We start from the raw sequence: 21,661 nt of genomic DNA, 5'->3' as shown, positions 1-21,661 counted from the left end.
ATTCCAATGAACAAAATATAGATGGAAATAGTTTAGTTCGTCTATATCTTGCACTTCGGAGCGACTGGTATCGAATTTTGCAAAATCCTGAAACAATGTGAGCAACGTAGCACAATTATGTAACCATCAAGATGTATAATTTTCTAGCTACCGGACAAGCTTCATAATAAATATTACTATATAGTAGTTTTTAATTCAATTTACTTACTAACACTTATTAATTAGATGTAACTCTTTCTCTACACTTCTAACTAGAGGATTTTGCAAAATCCAATAAGCGACTTCCAATTAATAATATATAGATTGAGATGATCTAGTCCGTCTATATATTGCACTTTGGAGCGATTGGAATCGAATTTTGTGAAATTCTTACTATAGAGAGGTGTAATCATGTCAGAACTTTTAGAATTAGTCGGTACACGTATTCGAGATATTCGAAAGTCTAAAGGGCTTTCCCAAGAAGCTTTAGCCGAAAAAGCAGGATTCAATTCGAGTTATATTGGTTTCATTGAGCGAGCGGAGAGAAATATATCTTTGAAAAATCTGGAGAAAATAGCGAAGGCATTGAACGTGGGCGTCTATCAGTTGCTTACATATGTGAAGGACAATGATGAGCTTACCGAAGAAGATTCGAGTATAAAAACCATTTTGACTCTCCTAAGGACTCGTGAATCCAAAGATACTGAGCTGGCATTAAAGATTCTTACGGACATCTTTATAAGAATCGATGAACGATGAAACAAAAAAGGAACTGCGCTTTGCAGTTCCCCACCAACCCCTTACGACAACGCCAACATCGCTTTCATATCTTCCTCTGCGGTAGTAATTAGCTTCAAGCCAAACATCTCCACCAGTACATCCAGTACGCCAGAAGAAATGAACTCAGGCGGCTTCGGCCCAATGCGAATATCTTGGATGCCAAGGCTGAACAAGCCTAGCAGGATGGCGACCGCTTTTTGCTCAAACCAGGACAGAACAATGCTGACAGGTAGCTCGTTCACCGTACAGCCGAAAGCATCCGCTAATGCCAGAGCGATTTTAACAGTAGAACCCGAATTGTTGCATTGTCCCAAATCAATATAACGCGGAATGCCGGTATCTCCAACGGTGCCATAATCCACGTCATTAAAACGGAATTTACCACAGGACGTGGTCAGAATGACCGTATCATTCGGTAAGGATGTAGCTAGCTCGCGGTAATAGTTGCCACCTTTGCCCGGTGCGTCGCAGCCTGCAATGACGAAGAAACGGCGGATATGCCCGTCTTTAACCGCCTGAATAATCTCAGGAGCCAGCCCGATAACCGTCTCGTGATGATATCCTGTCGTAAGCACCTGCTCCGAATCTACATCTGCGGCTGGCAGGGCTAACGCGCGCTCGATCAGTGGAGCAAAATCGTCGTTCACAATTTTGGCAACACCCTCTAGTCCAGCTACTTCATAAGAGAAGAAGCGGTCTGCATACGTGCCTTTAATCGGCATAACACAATTCGTCGTGGCGAGAATCGCACCTGGGAACTCCTCGAACAGTCTACGCTGATCGTACCAGGCTTTACCGATATTCCCTTTGAGATGTGCATATTTCTTCAATGCCGGATAACCGTGGGCAGGCAGCATTTCTGAGTGGGTATAGATGTTGATGCCTTTACCCTCCGTCTGCCGCAGCAATTCCTCCAGCGCATACAAATTATGTCCGGTCACGACGATGCATTGGCCTTCGATTTTATTTTGGCTGACCGTAATCGGCTGCGGAATGCCAAAACGATCCGTATGCGCACGATCCAGCACATCCATGATCCGTACAGCCGCATTTCCGACCTTCATCGCCATTTCCAAATGCTCTTGTACATTAAAGTTAGAATTGGTTAAGGTCATATATAACGCTTCATGCGTGATCCGATCTACCTCAGGATCGCTATATCCCAACTGACGAGCATGTGTCGCATAGGCAGCAATCCCTTTTAATGCAAAAATCATCGTATCCTGCAAGCTCGCTACCGTCTCATCCTTCCCGCACACCCCAACTACTTTACACCCGCCACTCGGCGTCTGTTCACACTGATAACAAAACATATCGTTTTCCTCCAAATATTGATAGATATTTGTTCGTTATCCCCAGCGTAACAAACCCCTGAATGCGTAGGTGTGATTACACACACATTTTTTCTTACAGTTTATTATTAGACAGTGTGAGACTCATCCCCCATTCCAATCCTTCCTACTCTACCGTGCTTTCTTGAATTCCACCGCCTTTACGATACTGCACAGGGGACACGCCCATAGTCTTTTTAAAAGCGGTGCTAAAATAGTGCTGACTGTCGTAACCCGTACGTTCTGCTATATCATAGATAGACAACGTCGTGGAATCCAGCAGTTGCACCGCTTTACGGATACGGGCACGCGTGACGAGGGTCACGAAGCTGTCGTTGAGCTCTTTTTTGAGCACACGGCTGAGATATACGGCGGATACCTGTAGCCGCGAAGCAAGGGCTTCCAACGTCAGCTCCCGATCGGCGTAACCTTCCTGAATAAGCTGCCGGGCCCGGCGTACAATGGGAGACAGCTGCGATTCGCCATACACTCGATCCCGACTCACCCGGTACGCGTCAATTGCGCCTTCCAGTCCACCCGCGTTGGACTCCACATGCGTATGAACCGCTATATTCAGGTAGCGTCCAATCGCCTGCTCCATGGAAGCGCCTATCGTCTCGGGTGCCTCCTGCCATAGGCATATGCCGATCAGTCCGTTCGCATCGCGGAACAACACATGCGGGCAGTCCTCCAGCAGTTCGCCAATAATATTTTCAGCGGCAAAAAGAAATAGCTGGCGGTCATTCTCGCGCATAATCGTCTGCCGGGCCTCTGCCGCAGGCCACCGTACGACACCAATCTGAGCAGGCGGCCGCGATGGAAGCCGTAAAAACGCCAACTGCTCCATGACGTCTTTTCCCGTGTGTTGCCCTTCCAGCCATTCTAGGCAAAACCGCTGGCGCAGCAGCGGAATATTCCGTTCAATCTGTCCGGCGGCTTGTTCTACATAGGCAGCACGCTTGTACTCTTCGTCCATTCGCTGACGAAGCCGCAACAACGCAGCATGAAGCTGATCCGCATCTACCGGCTTCAAGATATAATCCTCTACACCAAGTCGGACAGCCTCCTGCGCATAAGCAAACTCATCATGCCCAGAAATGATCAGACAGCGGCACTCCGGACGTTCTTCCCGCAGCCGCCGAATCAGTTCAATGCCGTCCATGAACGGCATATTCATATCGACCAGCACGATGTCGATATGAAGCTGACCCACCAGCTCCAGCGCTTCTTCTCCGTCCTCCGCCTCTGCTGCCACCTCCATGCCCAGAGCCGCCCAGTCTATGCAATCTCGTATCCCCTCTCGGATGATCGGCTCATCATCTGCGATCAATACTTGATAACGTTTTGCCGTCCCTATGGTCACTTCCGTTATGGCCTGGTCAATCAGACTATCCGTTGTCGAGTTGTCTGTGGCCTGTGATTTCGTCATCCTGACCCTCTCCTTTTTCATAAGGCTTCTTCAGTTGCGCCATATCCAGCAGCAATGGTTGAGTGATCGTAACGCAGGTACCTGTCCCTTCTGTGCTCTCCAGTACAATTCCATATTCCTCACCAAAAGACAGCCGGATACGCGCTTGTACATTCAGCATGCCATAGCTTCTGCCATGGGTACTAACTCCCTTTTGCTTCTGCTTTCCTTCCATCGCCTCCAGGGGTATTTCCAGCCATTCACGCAGTTCACGCAGCCGGTCCGCCGTCATCCCTGCGCCATCGTCACGTACCGTCAGCAGCAGCTTGTCGCCCTCGGCTTTAGCTTCTATCCAAATCGTGCCTGGGCCTCGTCTGGCCTTGATGCCGTGATAAATCGCATTTTCCACTACAGGCTGAAGCATTAACTTCAACACGAACAGATCCTTTAGCTCGTCGGGTACATTCAATTCCCAGCGAAGTCGGTCACGATAGCGGGTTTGCTGGATTTGCATATAGCTAGATATATGCTCAATCTCGGAGCGCAGCGGAATAAAGTCATCCCCCTTGCTCAGCCCGAGACGGAACAATCTCGATAGGGCCCCCACCATGTCGGACACGTCGTCTGCTCCATTTTTTCGAGCCATCCAGTGAATGGTATCTAGCGTATTGTATAAAAAATGCGGCTTAATATGCTCCTGAAGGCTGCGCAGCTCGGCATCCCGTTTTTGTCGTTCCCTCAGTTCGCTAAGTGACATGAGACGGCGAATTTGCTCCAGCATCCGGTTAAAACTCCGCCCCAGCATTCCAACTTCATCCCCACGGTCACTCCATTGGCGAACTGTAAGATCTCCTGTCTCTGCTGCCCGCATATAGGACATCAGCCGGAAAATCGGCTGCGCAATGGAACTCGACAATCGCAAGGATGCCGTTAAGCCAAATAGACATACAATAAAAACAAAACAGACGACATAGAACTTAATTTGCCGAACTTCCAGTGTAGATTCGCGTGCCGGGAATACCCCCACTGTTCTCCAGCCCGTGAATTCGGAAGCCCTGAACATGAACAGCAATTCTCTGCCCCCAGCTTCACGGGTAAACATCCCGCTGTCACCTGCCCCGAACCATTGCGACGGAATGCGCTCAATCAAAGGCATATCCGGCCTGTACACGCTGCGCCCCTCAGCGTCTGTCACCATTAAATACCCGCTTTTGCCCAAGGTTACATCTCTGGCAGCCTGCGACACAGCCCGCAGCTTGAGGTCAATCATAATCACGCCTAACACGTGTCCGGTTTCCGGATCCGTAACCGAACGAACGACGGAGACAATTTCGCTGTCCTTGTACCGGACATGAGTAGTCACATTACGGTGGCTCGGCTGTCCTAGCACAGTGAATATGCCTGCATGCTGCGCCGCCTGTTGGTACCAGCCTTCTTCCGTCAGGCTACGCGTGCTTCGAGCATACATTTCATTGCTGATATAGTCGCCTTTTTCGTTTACGATCAGAATCCCTGCAATCTCAGGATATAACGTAGTATATCCCTGCAAAAATTGCTTCATTTCATATAGCGTATCCTGCTCCTGTACAGAACTTAATGCCTGCTTGGAGCTGAGAGCCTGATTTTGCACCGAGTTCTGTGTGCGCTCCCCCTGGTTTTCCGGCGTTACTATACTCGCATGACCCACGTGGCCGTCTGCCAGCGTCCGCCCTTTCCAGAACTCCCCGATATCGGGGTTAAAAGCAATCAGATACGTCATGTTTTGCAAATTTTCCATTTTGGTGTCCAGTGCTTCGTTCACCTTGCCAATCAATTGCATCGTATGGTCTTCCACCTGTCGCTCAATAATCCGTTCCACCGTCCAATTGACCAGTAGACCTAATCCCAGCGAAGGCACAATGCCAAACAACAGGAACAGCAGCATGAGCTGATAGCGTAAAGGCATATTGCGTAAGCGAGGCATCGTTTGGTGCACCCTTAAGTGGATACGCTTCCAAAATTTATTTCGCATAATAATCATCTACATTCGCCCGGGTGACCACGGAAATCCCAGTATCTACCCGCACGGGCAGCGGAGTGTTGTCTCCAGTGGAAGAAGGTGCAGGAATCGTTAAATGATGATGCAGATGGAACAGATATTGAAGCGACCAATAGCCCATATTCCATGTTCCCTGGGCAATCGTTGCCGAGATCGTCCCACCACGAATCATATCCAGTGTCGCTTTATTCGTATCAAAAGAAATGATTTTCAGCGGATGGCTGTTTTTTTGACTCAGTACCGCTTCACCCACACCTGTTCCTCCCGTTGCATCGGTCACAAAAATTCCCGCTAGTTTCGGATAAGCTTTCATCAGCCTTTGCGACTCATCCCGGGAGACCATCGCGTCTGCACGGCCATCTGCGACTTCCACCACCTTCATCGCAGGATACTGCCGTTGAATGGTATCGCGAAAGCCACGCGAGCGTTCTTCATGATTTTGCTGTCCAGGTAGTGTCAGAACAGCGACTTGGCCTTCTCGTCCCAACAGCTCTGCCATTTTATCTGCAGCAGTCACGCCCGCCTTATAATTATCCGTGCCCAAAAAGGAATACGCACGACTCCCCGGCGCTCCGGCATCAAACAGTACCACAGGAATGCCCGCATCCAGCGCCTTATTAATCACCGGAATCAGGGAGTGAGGATCAATCGCTGATATGGCAATCCCTGCGGGCTTACGAGCAATCGCCTGCTCAATAACGGTCATCTGCTCCTGCGCATCATAACGGGTAGCTCCCCGATACTCCACAGTCACCCCCAGCGCATCCCCAGCATCCTCGAAGCCCTTGAGCCCGCTTTTCCAATACTCCAAACCAGACTGGAAGGTAATCATCATATAGGTTTCTCCAATGCTGCCTCGTAGCCCCTTATCCTCCCAAGTGCCATTCAACGGGCCAGATTGTTCATACCTGAACACATAGAGAGCAAAGGCCGCAATCAACAGCATATATACCAGCAGCGTTTTTTTCATCCTTCCTCTCCTCTTCCTGTGTGTATCCTTAAGTTATAAATTCACTTTAATTTATTCTGGTTTTACTTAGATTGTAAACGCAATCATATCAAATTGGAACTACTTCACTCTTCTTACTTTCAGGTGGCGTTAATCCTGCACTAATGTTTCTACGTTACAATACCTACAATTGTGCTAGGGAAAACATGTGCGTATCTTGAGGAAAAGGAGTGATATGGATGAGCAAGCCGCGTATCGCGGAGTGGACAGAACTACGGGGCCTTGCCTACCTCGCTGTCGTGCTTCAGCATTGCATTGGCGAATATATTTATCGCAGCGACATCCAACAGCCAGATTCTGTTATGCTCGCGATGCTGTATCATTTGACACGTTTTGGCACACCGACGTTCGTTTTCCTGTCTGCGGCGCTGCTTTTTTATAACGGCAACAAACCGATTGGCTATCCTCGCTATATTGGCAGGCGGTTTCGAGATATTTATGTTCCTTTCCTTTGCTGGACTGTTATTTATTGGGTATGTACTCAAAACTGGTCAACGGCGCAGTGGGGAAATATTTACTTTTACAAAGGTATGTTCGAGGAAATGATCATCCCCGTCAGCGGATATCATCTATGGTTTGTAGTGATGATCTTTCAGTTTTATATTTTGTTTCCTTTATTTTCAAAAGCAGCCGGGCAGGTTCAAGCGTTTCTACGTCGTTACAGCACGAAAAGACGCAAACAGCTTGTTTTGGCTATTATGCTGATTTCCGCTGCGGTTTATGCTTTGCTGTTACAATGGTCCTACTATGACATGTCTGCATGGAGCACTGGGTTGCCGTCCTTTTGGCAGACTCTGCTGGATTATCGCACCTACAACTTTGTCATGTACTTTTTCTATTTTATGCTGGGCGCAGTATGTGCTTACATGACAGACACCTGGCGTGGACTGGCCAAACAGACGTTGCCGTGGAATGTATTTGTCTTTATTGGTTTGTTCATGCTCATGGGTCACACGATGCTGATCCAGTCGGGTGGTACGATCAATCTTAATATTTCCACCTATTTGAAGCCAAGCACCTTTGTTCTAATCGTGTCGCAGTTGCTTTTATTGTACGGACTGCTGCTCCATTTGCAAAAAGATACGCGATCCGAGCCGTTTCGCCGTATGCTGAACTGGATCGGACGTTATTCTTTTGGAGGATATCTGGCCCATGCGCTCGTACTGGCCTTCATATCCTACTACACCCGCCCGCTTGCACTGGGCGATCATCATTTTACAGCTACGCTCATTACGTTTATCGTCGTAGCAAGTGTTTCTCTAGGCATAAGCTGGCTCTTTGCCCATCTGCCTGGAGGCAACTGGATTGTTGGTTCCAAAGGCAGACAGCGGTTGAAGTGGCACTCGTTTCGCTTCCAGTTCCTTTCCTCCAAACGTGCTTCCAAAAGCACGCAGGAGCTTGGCTAATCTTGTGTGTCTGTGTTTCAGCATGGGGTTATAATTCCAATGGACTTTGGCAGGGCTCACTTATTGAGCTCTGCTTTTTTTGTTGCCTTAGTATGCCGTCCCCTCAAAAAAGTGATTAACATTTTATGACATGAATATGTATTTTATTTTAAAATAAGTCATTATATAGAATAATAATAAACATTACGCGGGAGAAGTCATAGTTTTGCATAAAAAGAAGGGGGAATGAACCGAACATAACATCGTCGTTGTTAATGATCTAGCTCTAAACATAGTGAGGCAGCGTCTTGGTCTGAAACATACGGTTGTACTGATTAATCAGTTCATCCAAAAGCATAGACTGCTCAAGTACACAAGCATGTCCGAAGCCATACTCTTCGTAAAGATCATGCAATTGTTGTCTGGCGTGTTCCATCTGTTGAATTAACGGCACCGTTTCATACCTGTTCATCCTGCATACCTCCTAATGAATTTTATTTTAAGGAGGGATGTACAAATACGTCATAATCTTTTTTGAACCAAAAAATTACAAAATAATACAAAAAGAGACCAGCAATAAGCTGGTCCATAGTAATGAATTAGTGCTTGGTCAAGATCCACCAACGTGTCCTTGTGTTTGGATCGTGCCGGAGCTTGGATTTCCGGCTTGCACTGGTACTGTGAATACCAGCAATAAGCTAGTTACCGCCAAGTAGAAAGCCATCCTTTTGATCATTTTTTTCCCACACCTCCTCATAAATAGATTGGAACTGTGTCTGTGTTTCAGGAGCCGCATGTGTTTTGAAATGAGAAAATAATCCAAAACAATTGGCAATAAGTAGTACATGATTAATTGTAACAGCTTTTTCAAACGCGTTTATTAAACATTTGAAACCATATGGATATCTACCTTTATTTAGGCTGTACTTAGCCATTTTGTACCAGAAGCGTACGTACTCTTCCGGTAAAACTTGTTGTGTATACATGTCAGAAGACAACGGTTCCTGATAAGCTGCAATTTGAGATTCAAAACGCTGAAGGATATGGTCTACATCTACATTGTACCGATTAGCAACTTCAAGAACGTTTAGTAGCTCGGCAAAAATCTCATTTTCGGCAGCCATGTGTTCTACGTAATCGGGGAGAACACTAATATCCCCGGACATAAGCCTGTTGACGTACGTATTAATTTTCGCCCATTGCTGATATTGTTTCTTCCAATAAAGTGAATCAGGGTCCTTCTCTTTTACCCAACTTAGATCGGCATAACCTCGAATATGTTCTAATGCCTGTTCATGATCTCCTTTCGCATCGCAAGCATTAGCACACAGCAATTCGGAGTAAACTATGTATACAAACAGTGGCCTGCTTAGCTTTTTTCGTGGCTCTGTTCCTTTTCGCTTAGAGTTATGAACCAAATTATATTGGATCTGTCCTAATTGACCCATTTGATGTGCAAATTCATACACCTTGTCCCACATACTTAATGATCTATACACGTTTGCTAAATCTTTTAGAGCATCTAATTGCTCTATCTCGTCTAAACGATCAACAAAAGGGGCAAATTCAATGGCAGCCTGAAGATTTACAGCTCTATCTTGTCCAATATTGATTTGGAACAAACGATACTGGCAGACCGCCAATCGCTCTGAATGCTGCTGCTTCTCACTTTCAGCCACCTTTTTGTAAAGGTAAGCCGCTGCTTCATTATAACCGTCTTTGTATACATTTTCGGCGACTTCAAAGAGCGATGGCGGATAATTAGGGTTATCCAATAACAGAATTACAACTCGCTGCAAGCAATCCAGTCGTCCTAGCTCAATGCATCGGTATAGGAAAGGGCTGATTTTTTTCCAGTTGAGCGGAGATTCTTCAATACATTCTTCAATATAACGCTCGTAAAAATAATCCGGTGGTAAATTCATTCCCGCAGTAATACTATCCAGTTGGTGAACAGAAATAGATCGGTTACCGGTCACAATGCTACTAACTGTACCTACATTCAAATCAATCGTGTGACCAAACTTGGTCATCGTTAAGCCTTTTCGTTTTAAATAGGTTTGAATTTCTGCCTGTATCGTAGGTGTGATTTCCATGGATAAACCACCCTTTCAGCATTTTCATAGAATTTCAATTTCAATAAACAATATAGTTTGGAAACTAATAGTATAATTATAGATTTTCCTTCACGATAATACCATCTTTTGGAACAAACATAAATGCTTTTACTTTATTGATTTTTATATTTTTATTAGGAGATCATTGGATGTTGGACAATGGAAGGAGAGGATCATTTGAAAAATACAGGTATGACACGTCCCTTGGATACGTTAGGCCGGATTGTTATCCCTAAGGAGTTGCGAACCTCTATGGGTATTCAAGCTGGTGAGTCTTTAGAATTTTATTTAGATGTTGAAACAGGATTATTGAGTATGCGGAAGTATATTGGAGTCTGCTGTCACTTATGTTATTCGGTTCATGATTTAAGCTATTTCAGGGATTCATTTTTATGTAAAAAATGCATAAACGATCTGAAGGGAAATATAGGTGTAAGTCAAATACCTGTTCCTGTTGTTAAGGAACCATACAAAGAAAAACGAGCACATCGGTCGCCTTCACAACATTTGGTTGAAAAGCTAAGAAGACTTATGCGTGAGCATCCAGCAGCCAAGCAAGGTGAATATGCTGAATGGCTTGGCGTATCCCAAGGCCGTATTTCCCAGCTTAAAAAGCTATTATAGGTATCGCTCAGCTCATATTCTAGCAAAGCTAAATAACCAGTCGCTGGTTGATTTCGTGCGACTGGTTATTTAAACTTTTCATTATTAGGAAGGACTACAGGGGATAAATCATGATAGACCGACAAAGCTGACTGCTGTGACAAACATCTCTGACAAAACCTGTTATTTTTGAGATAGTGTAGATACACGAAACAGTACAAAGAATGGGGAACTTATGACAACGACAAGGAAGAATAAGAAATCTTCGCAGGAGCAACCAGCCTCAGTCTGTACCTGCATTAATCTGCGCCGTTCCTCGATGGCTGTTACGGGACTGTATGACCGGTATCTGGCCCCGAGCGGACTCAATATTAGCCAATTCTCGCTGCTCAAACACTTAACTGCGCTGGGACCGGCAAGTGTAAGCGAATTGGCGCTGGAGATGCGGCTCGACCGGACAACGATTGTGCGCAATTTGAAGGCGCTGGAGCATAGCGGATATGTGGAGGATACATCTGCTGAGGGCAGTCGCAACCGCTGCCTTACTCTGACGGAGAGTGGAAGAACGGTATACAACGACGCAGCAGAGCTTTGGGAGGAGGCGCAACGTTTTTTGCAGGAGTCATTGGGAAACGGGAATCTGCAGATACTGACCTCACTCTTATCCAAAATTGAACATTTGGGTTTGTGATTAGCCGCCTACTCATACATGAAGTGTTACTCAATTCGTGTATATACACGAAAAAAAGAAATGTTTCGCGGTATCAAGGCTGGTCAGTAATATATGTTAGCCCGCCACAAGACTTCTGAAAGGAAGCTTTGCTGTGAACAATAACCACGGAGAGGGATGTGGATAGGATGGTTGAATCCGTACCGGATATGAGAGAAAACATCGTAGCCGAGATGAAAACCTATGTGAGCGAAGACAAAGGCAATGTTTGTGAAGAACTACAGAGTCCTTATTACGAGGAGCCGATTATTCAATTTGCCGCGGGCAATGATCCTTTGTTTGAGGAGTACAAAAGAGTGGTCGGGCCCGACCACGCCACGCCGCAGGAAGCATTTGAACGTTCCTTTGGAATGGGGAGTTTTGATGGAGGTACCGTTATCAGCGTTGTGCTGCCGATCAGCGAGACGATCCGCAAGGCTAATCGTGCGCAAAAAGATAGAGCCTCAAGGGAATGGGCGCTGCTGCGGACCTTTGGCGATGAATATTTTGTACAGTCTGCAAGGCGGCATTTGGCGGGATACTTAACAGGCCTTGGTTACCGTGCAGTTGCACCGCTGGATACGGATTGGTACAGCATCTATGGTGCCACAGGGGGGCCGATCTCCAACTGGTCGGAGCGCCACATTGCATATGCTGCGGGTCTTGGCACCTTCAGTATCAACGACGGCTTCATCACCGAAAAAGGAATTGCCATCCGCCTGCTGTCCGTGGTGACCGATCTCAAGGTGCCGCCTGATGCCAGAGCATCTTCAGTCACAGGCCATACCGGAAACTGCCTGCTGTGTAGCAAGGGCATCTGCGGTGTGTGCATTACCCGCTGCCCTGTGCAAGCCATCAGCAAGGAAGGCGGACATGACAAGATTGCCTGCATGAAATTTGTGTACGGCCAGGCATCACGGGACTTTGCGGTTCTAAACGGCGGCGAGGCCAAATCAGGTGCCGGCTGCGGACTGTGCCAGACCAAGGTGCCCTGCGAGAGCAGGAATCCGATGCGGACCGCCCGGTGAATATGGAAACCTTGAGGACCGCCATTCTCAAGGTTTTTTAGTGCAAAAAGATACATTTAGTTTTCGTTAGTCGAGGTTGAGGGCGTCCCTGCCTCATGTTTTAATTGAGCTTCATTCGAAGCCCCGGACTTACGATCGAATGTAATCGGGCCTTTACGGTTCACAAGCCGTTTCAAATCCACGGTCATTTCATTCTTCAATTTATCAATGAGCTGGTCTTCTTGGATGCCTTTGCTTTTAGCAACCTCGGCCAATGACTTCCCTTGTCCCAGTTCTTTCTCTAATTGGACAGGAGTGATGCCCAGCAGCTTGGCTACTTTCTCGTTGAGATGGTGATTCAAGCCGCCAGGCCGTTTGCCGTGTCTATGTCTGTGAACATGCCCATGCCCGTGGTCGTCCTGTGGTTCAGCATTCCATTGGCGGGCTGCCCCTTGGATAGAGTCGTTGGGAGTGAGAGTTTGCAACGAATTACTCGGTTCCGTCCCGGAAGCTCCAGCTGCACCCGCAGTGCCATACATCATCACTCCTCCATACAGAATAGCAGCGGTCAATTTCCATTGTTTTTTCATGTTGCAGACCCTTCTTTCATCCTTTTTAAAATAATATTTTCTTTTCCCGCTATTTTTATTCATATTTTCGCCTGTTAAGTAACCATAAGACGGGAAAAAGAAATTATGAACATTGCTATCACAATTACACCCAACCTTCGATCTACACGCGCTCCTTGGGAACCCTATCCTGTAGAGTGAGCAAGAATGAATAACTATACTTTCTACAATATAACTTGAAATTTTTCAAGTTATATATTAAGGAAAATATGATAAAATCAAATTGTAAACGTTTACAATTTGATTTTTGGAAAGACATGTTGCATCAAGCTACTACAGAATGCACTGCATCATAGTGAGGCTCAGGAGGAAAGTCCAATGAAACAAAAAAATAAGGTTATTTTTATGGACATCCAAACGCACGAGCAAAACCATATCGGTCAGCGAGCACTTCAAAAAGTGGGAAGACATGGACAAGATGTATGAATTTTTACTTACTGTAGAGGGATACCAAAGCAGTCGGAGTGCCAATGTAACTAGTAATACAATTACGATTGGCGGCAATAATGGCACCAGAAACCAAGAGATCGAGCTCGTTGTAACAGCCGATGACGGGACATGGGATGATTATATTGACTATTTGGAGATCGACTAAAATTTCAAATCTAGTAAAGAGTTGAATCGGTTCGGAGTATCGGAACATCCATACTATATTAAAATAGCTAGGAGGTAGATCCATGTTTATAGCTAAAGCAGGAAAATGGACGGCGATTATGTCAATCACCTTGTCTTTATTCACAGGCTCCCTGGTGATCTCGAGCAACCAGGCGCTTGCGGCTGATTGCTCGAGCGGTTATGTAGCGTTAACCTTCGACGATGGTCCCAATCCCTCTAACACCAAATCGCTGCTTAGTGCTTTGAAGCAAAACGGTTTACGGGCGACGCTCTTTAATCTTGGACAAAACGTGCAGAATAATCCTTCGCTTGTACGTGACCAGCAAGCAGCAGGCATGTGGATCGGTAACCATTCATGGTCACATCCGCATATGACACAACTGAGCACATCGCAGATGTCATCGGAAATTACACGCACGCAGCAAACGATACAGTCCATTACTGGCACGGTACCAAAGTTATTCCGTCCTCCGTATGGCGAGACCAACGCAACCCTCAAATCCATTGAGACCCAAAACGGTCTTACCGAAGTATTGTGGAACGTTGACTCCCAAGACTGGAACGGCGCCTCCACCGCACAGATCGTAGCTGCTGCGGGCAAACTTAAAAACGGCGATGTGATCCTGATGCATGATCAGTACCAGACTACACTCCAAGCTATTCCACAAATTGCACAGAACCTCAAAAACCGTAACCTTTGCTCTGGTATGATCTCACCAAGCAATGGCCGGGCGGTAGCGCCTGATGGCGGAAACGGCGAAACGCCTCCAAACAAAGGCACAAAAGTGGAAGCAGAGAATATGACCAAAGGCGGTCAGTACACTTCAAATATCAGCTCGCCGTTCAACGGAGTGGCTTTATACTCCAACAATGATTCAGTGAAATTCACACAGAATTTTACCAGTGGCACCCATAGTTTTTCACTCCGTGGTGCTTCAAATAATTCCAACATGGCCAAAGTTGACTTGAAAATTGGTGGACAAACGAAGGGTACCTTCTATTTCGGCGGGAGCAGTCCTGCGGTCTATACTTTAAACAATGTCAGCCATGGAACCGGAAATCAAGAGATTGAGCTTGTTGTAACAGCCGATGATGGGACATGGGATGCTTATATTGACTATTTAGAGATCATCTAATTTTAAAAAAACAAAATCCCGGCGGGATCTTCCCAGCCGGGATTTTTGTCGATATCCTTTTTACAACATTCTCAATGTAAAAATAACAAAATCTTGAAAATTGCAATCTGTTGTATAATGGCGGTTAACAACTAGAAATCGCTATAAAAATATTCATAAGAGATGCAGGTGATAGCGATGGAATGGTATTTTGCATACAAAGACGAATTGGAAAAAGTATTTCGTCAAGCGGAGGAACGGACGTCCACGTTTCCAGCTCCCTTTCAGCAAGAGGGTTTGGACTATCTGGCGCGTTTTAATCCGTTGAGGGAAGACAGCACGCGTAATTACATATGCTATTTGCTTCCATTTTGGCTGCAAGAACTCACCGGACTCCCCCCCGAAACATGCCGCAAGCTGTCACTTGGCAACGTGTTCGTCATGGCTCACTATTTAATTCAAGATGATGTGATGGACACAGCAGCAGACAACCGTAAAACGCAACTCGCGTTAAGCCAGCTATTCTATACCGAGTGTCTAAGCGTATATCGGGACCTTTTTCCGGCAACCTCTCCTTTTTGGTCATATGCCCGAACGTATATTGATGAATGGGCCGTTAGTGTGACATCCGAAGGAACAGAGGACTATTTTCAAGGGGAAAGAAATAAGGTCGCGCTGAAAGCAAGTCCATTAAAAATGGCCGGAACGGGTACTTTACTGCTTGCAGGCCGTGCCGATCTGATCCAGATCATTACAGATATGACGGACTTGGCGCTACTCGTGCTTCAAATGTCGGATGATTGGGCGGATTGGTCAGAAGATTTGGTCGAACATAGCTATAACTGTCTTTTGTCCCATATCAGTGCCGAGCAGAAGACGGCTTACTGTGAAGGATTGGGACCCAAACAGATTCAGGAAGCGATTTATGTACGCGGTGCGCTCGCCAACTATGTGAACATTGCCGATCAAGCAGTCCAACAGTTAGAGACCCTGGAGCCTTCTATCCACGGCCTACGTAGCTTTGCACATTCTATCGCAGCGGAGCTGGGCGAAGTGGCGGCGGAAATTGAAGGCGGACGCTCGCATTTGAGAAGAGGCGGACTTGATTACTGGCTCTCCAAAAATATGAAATAATGCTAGATTTTTCTGAGTCTTTCGTGGTATACTGACTAGGTAAATATAACCAATTGAATGAGAGGGTGATTTTTGATGGCTACTGAAGTTCTTCAAACACAAGTCATTCAAAAAGCTTGGGAGGATGCCAGTTTCAGAGAGAAACTGATGACAGATCCCAAATCTGCAATTCGTGATGTGTTAGGAGTCGTGATCCCCGATCATATCCAAATCAAAACGTTAGAGGAAACGCCTGATCAGTTTTTTCTGGTAATTCCTCCAGACCCCTCCGGTGTACTCGCTGCATCCCAGAAACCTCGCTCGATGTGGTAAATTGGTTGTTAATGCTTATTTAATCTATATTCCTTAATCTCATGTGGGTGGGCTCAGCAAGCTTCCCTCCGTTTTCTCCGAATGCAAAAAAGCCGGATATTATCCGGCTACGGGGAAGCGGATGGTCGCTTCCGTTCCCACCCCTTTTGCACTTGTAAAAGTTATTTTTCCATTCATCGTTTCAATAATCCGAAAAGTCACCATCATCCCCAAACCCGTGCCTTTTGTCTTATTCGAGAAATAAGGCTCACCTAGTCTGGATAAAGTCTGAGCATCCATCCCTTCACCATTATCCCGAATATGAATGACAGCTTCTCCGTTGTCCACATAAGCCCATATATGAATATGACCCTGGTCTCGCAGCGCTTCAATGCTGTTTTTGATAATATTGATGAACGCCTGCTTGAACTTGGAGGAATTCCCGCGTACTTTGATTTCCTGGGGAATATCCAGTGAAATTTTTCCACCTTGCAAATTAGCCATTGGACTGATGATTCCTTCAATATGTTTGAATTCGTCCAATATGGTCAACGTTTTGGTTTGGTCAAACTCTGGCTTGGCAAAAGTCAGAAAATCAGTAATAATCGCGGAAGCTCGATCCAGCTCCTCCAGAGCGATATGTAGATAGTCTTTGTTTTTACCATCCTCCTGCTTGCTCATCAACTGAAGAAATCCACGTGTAACCTGAAGGGGATTACGTACCTCATGAGCTACAGATGCAGCCAGATCGCTAATAATCTCCATTTTCTCCGAACGTTGAAGCTCATTATTGAACATCTCCAGTTCTCTGGAATACCGAACCACCTGCTTGTGCTTTTCTGCCAGTCTTCTGCCCAAAATCGCGATCAACGCCAGTACAAAACCGAACACGCCCCATTTCCACAAAAACATATTGTAGTGTCCGTCCAGAATAAAGAACCAGCTCAGTTCCCCGATAGAGATGACTGCAAAAAATGCAAAGCCTGTGGATAAAATGATCGCTTCGTGATCACCCTTAAGTGCCATGCGAACCGAAGCAAATACCAGCAGTATCATTAAGGCGACGAGTAATATACCCAGGATGACTACACTAAAAAAATAATATATATCGTTCAACCGCTCCTGTGCTCCTAAATTAACAATCATCATGGTAAAGCAGAACAAAGAGTAGGCGGTTAACACCTTTCTGAATTTGCGAATCAGTATAATCGAATTGATATTTTGCTCAAAAAAGTAGGCTAATGAAGGTAGCAGAATAAATAGTGCCACATCAAAAAGTTGTAAGTACAGCTTGCCATAGCCGCGATAGAATGTATACAAGAATGGTGAATACGTTACGATCATCAGACCAATAGACAATACAATCGCACTTAGGGACAGCCACATGGCCATACTCGGACGGAACAGAAAAAACGAGCAGATCAGTAATACCAGGGCGATAAAGATAAACGTACTGCCCAGTACAATATCTAAAACATCCATTCTGACCAAGGTTCCCAATAAATCACGATAATCACCGGTCATCACATTGCCGATAATGCCCAGTCTATTCTTACTGCTTTCCGTCCATATGTATAATGTTTTACCGCTGTCTTCCGGCTTCAGCGGAATCAGAATACGATTATTCTCATAATTGTACCCACGGTAGGATTCGTAAAAATTGGTCCCATCTTTATACAGCGTAATATGCCTGCCATAAATATTTTCAAAAAGTACCGCTGGCGTTTCATCATTTAACGAAGGTAACTTAATACGAATCCAGGCGGAGCCTATATTACCGGGCTGCCTAAGCAGTTGTGTATCATCTTCAATATGCATCCAGACCTTGCTGCGATCCTTTACCTCATCTAAAGAGCCATCCTCGTCTACCGCTCCCCATCTCATATCCCAGGAGGGTATTTTATAATCCCTTTCCGGGGTCATTTTGGCCGCATAGGCGGAGTGGCCCAGCGACAACAGCAACACAATGACCGCTAGCAGGGTGGCGACAGCTTTGGGCACATGCCTCATGTTAAGCACCTCAAAGTTACATAGTAGGATTTACAAGTTTGTATACGTTTTAACATTTTTTACGTCCTGAAATTATATTATTCTATACGATGATGTGCATACCTTCTTCATAAGAAGGGTATCATGTTCTTTTTACTCATTTTTTGTAAAATCTTCATATTGATTAATGATCATTTCCTGTTCGCGCCGCTCTTTCTGCTCTCTAAGCCCCAACCACGGTTCACAATCTTCATCTTCATAGATCGTCCAAATATCGGAAAATAAATAATCGCGTATTTCTACTATTTTTCCCGCTTGTCCGCCATCTGTCCAGTATAAGCCTTCCGGGCGCCGAATGAGGGTGCGGGAAAATCCCGGGGTAGATGCCTTTTGACCTACTCGGATACGACTAATCATCGGACCAAACATGTACCATTCCAATTCATATCCCTCCCTATCTTCTTTATCATATCACAGCAGTTACCAAAAAAACGCTAATTGAGAATGGGCATATCCCTATTCGCATGATTTTAACTTCCTACAGACACACTAACTTAAGGTTTATCCGTTCTTCTGTTTGGGTAAGGTCGGAATAAGCAACAAAAAGTAAAGGAGCTGAGCAACATGGTCAATCGTGATGATCGAACTACTGAGCTACATGACAATGATTTTGAGCCTTCTCTGCAAAATGCAGAAACCAACTGGGAGAATCTGACGGAAGGGCCGGATACTCCTCTGGAGGACGTTCCAGATGCCGATGAACTGACACCGAACAGTCCTGTCGATCCTTCTGCTCCTGCTGAATTCCTGCATGGTACCGATTTGCTGAATGGTACCGATGGGGACGAAGAAGAGCAACTGGACAGCGACGATATGCTGGATTAACCACTTCATTTTATCGGGTGAAAGAAAACGGTTACCCATTCTGCTATGCGGGTAATGAAGTGTATTACAGAAAGGAGTTGACTGATCTCCTATGTATAAAGATCCGATGTCTCAGGCCGATATGGAGTATAAGCGCTACAAAACCTTGAATCCTGTGGAAGCAGACGAACGTAGGACCGCGGACAAGACAACTACAGATGATATTTCGGCCGAAGATAACCCACGAGGAGTCGCATCTGCGAAGCCCGAACCCAGGGATCAAGGAAAATGAAAGGGTCAATTAGAGAATGCAAAAAGGGTGCAACCTAAGCCACGCAGATGATACATGGCTTGAGTGCACCCTTTTTGTACTTCATATGTTTACAATGGCAGCAATGCTACTGTCGATTTAGCTTCCAATCCATCTACCATTTCGTTCCAGAAAGCAGGCTTGTTCGGCAATACTGTATAGTACCGACGTATAAAAGCTGCCACCAATTTGGCGCTCACTTCTTCCACGCTATCATCCTCAGGCATAAAGCCTAAATTCAGCCCTTCTACTGCTACACCATCGTTATTCCAGGACGGATGTACGTAGTCCAGATCCAAACGCTTATAGCCCAGATGAGATAGCACCTCACGTCGCACGTACGGGTCCATTGGCTTGACACCACCAAAGGGATGCTCGTTGCCACGGTAAGGGTCATAGATTTCAGCAAACATCCCCTGTAACTGCTGTCCGCTGGCCTGAGCAAGCGCGTGCAAGTCATTCTGGCGTCGTGTCCAAAGAAAACGTCCAATGCCCAGTCCCGGTTGTCCGATGATCGTAAAATCTGTCATAGCTACATTAAAGTCCTCATAATAACGATACTCTGTTCCACCAACTACCTTATCATCCTGTACCGCAACAAAGACACGAATACCCGGGTCTTCCAGCGGTTCCTTCCACAGACTGTACTCCAGCACTTCCTCTGGTGGAAATACTTCCTGCATTAGCTGATGCATGCTCGCAAACAAGGGGTCTTCAATATGAGTAATGCGATGATATTCCATAGGATAGGACACGCTCCTCTACAATTAGTGATGGGTATGAAACGGATTTCGCCATTCCATGAGGGCAGCATAATTACGCGATTGTTCATCATCCAAATAATTCGGCAGGATACAAACAGGCACCCGTCCGCAACGAAGCAGAAAAGTTAATACCGGGTCCTTCAGCTCACCAGACACTACGGCATCCACATACGCTTCTGCGCTCAATTGGTCGGCATGATGCTGATAACTAGGCATACGCCCCGCGCCCAGCAAACGATCCAGTCTCCGTTCAATCACAAGATGATATAAGGAAAAAATCAGCCATTTGCCCAGACCCAATCTGCGGTAAGCAGGACGTACCGCCAAATCAATCACATACAGCGCCTTGCCGTCCTCACAGTGCGTACGAATATAACCGTCATCTGCTACTTCCTCCCATGTATGCTGGGGATGTTCGGGGTTATAATGCATCAGTAGGCTGGTTACCGAACCCGCCAGTTCCCCCTCAATTTCCACACACAGCGCTCCATCTGCAAAATGCTCTGTCTGGCTGGCAATCTGCTCCCGGCTCCATAACAGCTCCTGCGGATAAGGTGGGGGGAAGCTCTCCTGCTGAATACGCAGCAATCCCTCATAATCGGCTGTAGAATAATTACGAATCACCGCCCGTAGCGGCCGATCGCCGTCAAAGATGAACCATTCTTTGCGATACATGGCTTATTTCCTTTCATTAGCTCCAGTCTGTGTATAAATCTGTTCTACGGTCACGCCAGGTTGTAACCGAGCCCCGCTCGCGCACATCGTACAACAGCTGCAAATCGAGATCTGCTGTCACAATCATATCGTTGTTCAGTTCACCCTCCACCATAATGCCGCGTGGCGGAAAAGGAATGTCATTGGGTGTAATGACTGCGGCTTGTCCATAATTGGCACGCATAAAATCAACCGTAGGCAAAGCGCCGACAGTTCCCGTTAAAACGACATACACCTGATTTTCAACCGCTCTGGCGTGGCTTGTATATCGTACCCGGTAAAATCCGTGACGATCGTCCGTACAGGAAGGACAGAAAATAATATCTGCTCCCTTGGCCTTCGCCATGCGAACGATTTCGGGAAATTCAATATCATAGCAGGTCAGCATCGCTATGGTGCCCTTGGACGTCTCAAACACATTCAGCCCCTCACCGGGAGCCATATTCCATTCATGCACCTCTGTCGGTGTAATGTGAATTTTGTCCTGAGTGGCCACACGCCCGTCCGGGTAAAACAAATGTGCCGTATTATATAAACGTTCGTTTCTCCTAACTACATGAGTGCCACCGATAATATGCATCCCGGTTCGACGTGCGAACGAAGTGAATAATTCAAGGTACAGGTCCGTAAAATCCGGCAGGTAGTTGATCGTCAGAGCTTTGCCTTTACTATCACCAATCGACATAAGCTGGGTCGTAAAAAACTCGGGAAACAGAACAAATTCCGCGCCAAATTCCTCCGCTGTTTTGATATAATGCTCCGATTGCAGGGCAAATTGCTCGAATGAGTCAATCGTATGCAGATGATATTGAACCGCCGATACTCTGATTTTGCTCATAATTCCTCCTCGGACATCACGTCTTTTAGATT

22 protein-coding genes are annotated in these 21,661 nt (G+C 46.0%); 10 read left to right on the top strand and 12 right to left on the bottom strand.

The features are described 5' to 3' along the window. Nucleotides 1–390 precede the first annotated feature (390 nt). Entirely contained in the window at nt 391–738 is a 348-nt protein-coding gene (locus ACM1ND_RS05825; protein WP_023987345.1) for a helix-turn-helix domain-containing protein, read from the top strand. A 41-nt stretch (nt 739–779) separates the two neighbouring features. Here the strand turns inward: ACM1ND_RS05825 and hcp are convergent, their stop codons facing one another. The 4 genes from hcp to ACM1ND_RS05805 all read right to left on the bottom strand — a co-directional run bounded on the left by hcp (nt 780) and on the right by ACM1ND_RS05805 (nt 6,506). Beyond that, complete coding sequence (gene hcp, locus ACM1ND_RS05820) at nt 780–2,072, bottom strand: hydroxylamine reductase (RefSeq protein WP_071559084.1); 1,293 nt, start codon at nt 2,070–2,072, stop codon at nt 780–782. A 145-nt stretch (nt 2,073–2,217) separates the two neighbouring features. Then, complete coding sequence (locus ACM1ND_RS05815; protein ID WP_071559085.1) at nt 2,218–3,519, bottom strand: response regulator; 1,302 nt, start codon at nt 3,517–3,519, stop codon at nt 2,218–2,220. After that, on the bottom strand, nt 3,479–5,461 hold the full coding sequence (locus ACM1ND_RS05810; protein WP_418027239.1) for a cache domain-containing sensor histidine kinase: 1,983 nt from the start codon (nt 5,459–5,461) through the stop codon (nt 3,479–3,481). Before ACM1ND_RS05810 ends, ACM1ND_RS05815 begins: the two co-directional genes overlap by 41 nt. Nucleotides 5,462–5,498: 37 nt before the next feature. Further along, nucleotides 5,499–6,506 carry a substrate-binding domain-containing protein gene (locus ACM1ND_RS05805; protein WP_316243395.1) on the bottom strand — a complete coding sequence of 336 codons (1,008 nt, stop codon included), beginning with the start codon at nt 6,504–6,506 and terminating at the stop codon, nt 5,499–5,501. Nucleotides 6,507–6,724: 218 nt separating this feature from the next. Between ACM1ND_RS05805 and ACM1ND_RS05800 the strand changes: the two genes are divergently transcribed. Beyond that, nucleotides 6,725–7,951, top strand: a complete 1,227-nt coding sequence (locus ACM1ND_RS05800; protein ID WP_418027237.1) for an acyltransferase — start codon at nt 6,725–6,727, stop codon at nt 7,949–7,951. 265 nt (nt 7,952–8,216) lie between these two features. Here ACM1ND_RS05800 and ACM1ND_RS05795 read toward each other — a convergent pair whose 3' ends face one another. Then, nucleotides 8,217–8,402, bottom strand: a complete 186-nt coding sequence (locus ACM1ND_RS05795) for an aspartyl-phosphate phosphatase Spo0E family protein (protein WP_069079717.1) — start codon at nt 8,400–8,402, stop codon at nt 8,217–8,219. A gap of 226 nt (nt 8,403–8,628) precedes the next feature. Continuing rightward, on the bottom strand, nt 8,629–10,026 hold the full coding sequence (locus ACM1ND_RS05790; protein ID WP_069079716.1) for a helix-turn-helix domain-containing protein: 1,398 nt from the start codon (nt 10,024–10,026) through the stop codon (nt 8,629–8,631). Between the two features lie 198 nt (nt 10,027–10,224). Here ACM1ND_RS05790 and ACM1ND_RS05785 point away from each other — a divergent pair, with 198 nt between their 5' ends. The 3 genes from ACM1ND_RS05785 to ACM1ND_RS05775 all read left to right on the top strand — a co-directional run bounded on the left by ACM1ND_RS05785 (nt 10,225) and on the right by ACM1ND_RS05775 (nt 12,387). Further along, nucleotides 10,225–10,671 carry an AbrB/MazE/SpoVT family DNA-binding domain-containing protein gene (locus ACM1ND_RS05785; protein WP_226887788.1) on the top strand — a complete coding sequence of 149 codons (447 nt, stop codon included), beginning with the start codon at nt 10,225–10,227 and terminating at the stop codon, nt 10,669–10,671. A 214-nt stretch (nt 10,672–10,885) separates the two neighbouring features. Then, the gene (locus tag ACM1ND_RS05780) at nt 10,886–11,341 is read left to right on the top strand and encodes a MarR family winged helix-turn-helix transcriptional regulator (RefSeq protein WP_418027234.1); all 456 of its coding nucleotides are present in this window, start codon (nt 10,886–10,888) and stop codon (nt 11,339–11,341) included. Between the two features lie 167 nt (nt 11,342–11,508). Further along, a complete protein-coding gene (locus tag ACM1ND_RS05775) occupies nt 11,509–12,387 on the top strand; it encodes a hypothetical protein (protein ID WP_028543180.1) in 879 nt (292 codons plus the stop codon). A 56-nt stretch (nt 12,388–12,443) separates the two neighbouring features. On the opposite strand, the gene ACM1ND_RS05770 is transcribed toward ACM1ND_RS05775, so the two are convergent. Then, the gene (locus tag ACM1ND_RS05770) at nt 12,444–12,956 is read right to left on the bottom strand and encodes a hypothetical protein (protein ID WP_025723192.1); all 513 of its coding nucleotides are present in this window, start codon (nt 12,954–12,956) and stop codon (nt 12,444–12,446) included. A 448-nt stretch (nt 12,957–13,404) separates the two neighbouring features. Between ACM1ND_RS05770 and ACM1ND_RS05765 the strand changes: the two genes are divergently transcribed. From ACM1ND_RS05765 to ACM1ND_RS05750, 4 genes are all read left to right on the top strand, one after another. Continuing rightward, complete coding sequence (locus ACM1ND_RS05765) at nt 13,405–13,590, top strand: hypothetical protein (RefSeq protein WP_418028047.1); 186 nt, start codon at nt 13,405–13,407, stop codon at nt 13,588–13,590. A gap of 82 nt (nt 13,591–13,672) precedes the next feature. Next, entirely contained in the window at nt 13,673–14,746 is a 1,074-nt protein-coding gene (locus tag ACM1ND_RS05760) for a polysaccharide deacetylase family protein (protein ID WP_418027232.1), read from the top strand. Nucleotides 14,747–14,923: 177 nt separating this feature from the next. Then, nucleotides 14,924–15,859 carry a hypothetical protein gene (locus tag ACM1ND_RS05755; protein ID WP_418027230.1) on the top strand — a complete coding sequence of 312 codons (936 nt, stop codon included), beginning with the start codon at nt 14,924–14,926 and terminating at the stop codon, nt 15,857–15,859. Between the two features lie 75 nt (nt 15,860–15,934). After that, entirely contained in the window at nt 15,935–16,171 is a 237-nt protein-coding gene (locus tag ACM1ND_RS05750) for an NHLP leader peptide family RiPP precursor (protein WP_013309068.1), read from the top strand. Between the two features lie 99 nt (nt 16,172–16,270). On the opposite strand, the gene ACM1ND_RS05745 is transcribed toward ACM1ND_RS05750, so the two are convergent. After that, a complete protein-coding gene (locus ACM1ND_RS05745) occupies nt 16,271–18,160 on the bottom strand; it encodes a sensor histidine kinase (protein WP_028543185.1) in 1,890 nt (629 codons plus the stop codon). A 132-nt stretch (nt 18,161–18,292) separates the two neighbouring features. After that, nucleotides 18,293–18,580, bottom strand: a complete 288-nt coding sequence (locus tag ACM1ND_RS05740; RefSeq protein ID WP_023987328.1) for a hypothetical protein — start codon at nt 18,578–18,580, stop codon at nt 18,293–18,295. 183 nt (nt 18,581–18,763) lie between these two features. On the opposite strand from ACM1ND_RS05740, the gene ACM1ND_RS05735 reads away from it, so the two are divergent. Beyond that, a complete protein-coding gene (locus tag ACM1ND_RS05735; protein WP_069079713.1) occupies nt 18,764–19,024 on the top strand; it encodes a hypothetical protein in 261 nt (86 codons plus the stop codon). A 360-nt stretch (nt 19,025–19,384) separates the two neighbouring features. Here ACM1ND_RS05735 and ACM1ND_RS05730 read toward each other — a convergent pair whose 3' ends face one another. From ACM1ND_RS05730 to ACM1ND_RS05720, 3 genes are read right to left on the bottom strand one after another with little or no spacing between them, the layout of a single operon-like run. Then, nucleotides 19,385–20,056, bottom strand: coding sequence for a GNAT family acetyltransferase (locus ACM1ND_RS05730; RefSeq protein ID WP_076264440.1), 672 nt, complete (start codon nt 20,054–20,056; stop codon nt 19,385–19,387). A 24-nt stretch (nt 20,057–20,080) separates the two neighbouring features. Next, nucleotides 20,081–20,752, bottom strand: a complete 672-nt coding sequence (locus tag ACM1ND_RS05725) for a GNAT family N-acetyltransferase (protein ID WP_023987324.1) — start codon at nt 20,750–20,752, stop codon at nt 20,081–20,083. A 16-nt stretch (nt 20,753–20,768) separates the two neighbouring features. Further along, nucleotides 20,769–21,629 carry a carbon-nitrogen hydrolase family protein gene (locus ACM1ND_RS05720; RefSeq protein WP_076264441.1) on the bottom strand — a complete coding sequence of 287 codons (861 nt, stop codon included), beginning with the start codon at nt 21,627–21,629 and terminating at the stop codon, nt 20,769–20,771. Between the last annotated feature and the right edge of the window lie 32 nt (nt 21,630–21,661).

Origin of the sequence: Paenibacillus sp. JJ1722 (assembly GCF_048282685.1) — a bacterium.
GTDB classification, from domain to species: Bacteria; Bacillota; Bacilli; order Paenibacillales; family Paenibacillaceae; genus Paenibacillus; species Paenibacillus polymyxa_B.
The sequence above is the reverse complement of the archived record's forward strand: the minus strand, read 5'-3'. Positions and strand labels throughout refer to the sequence as shown.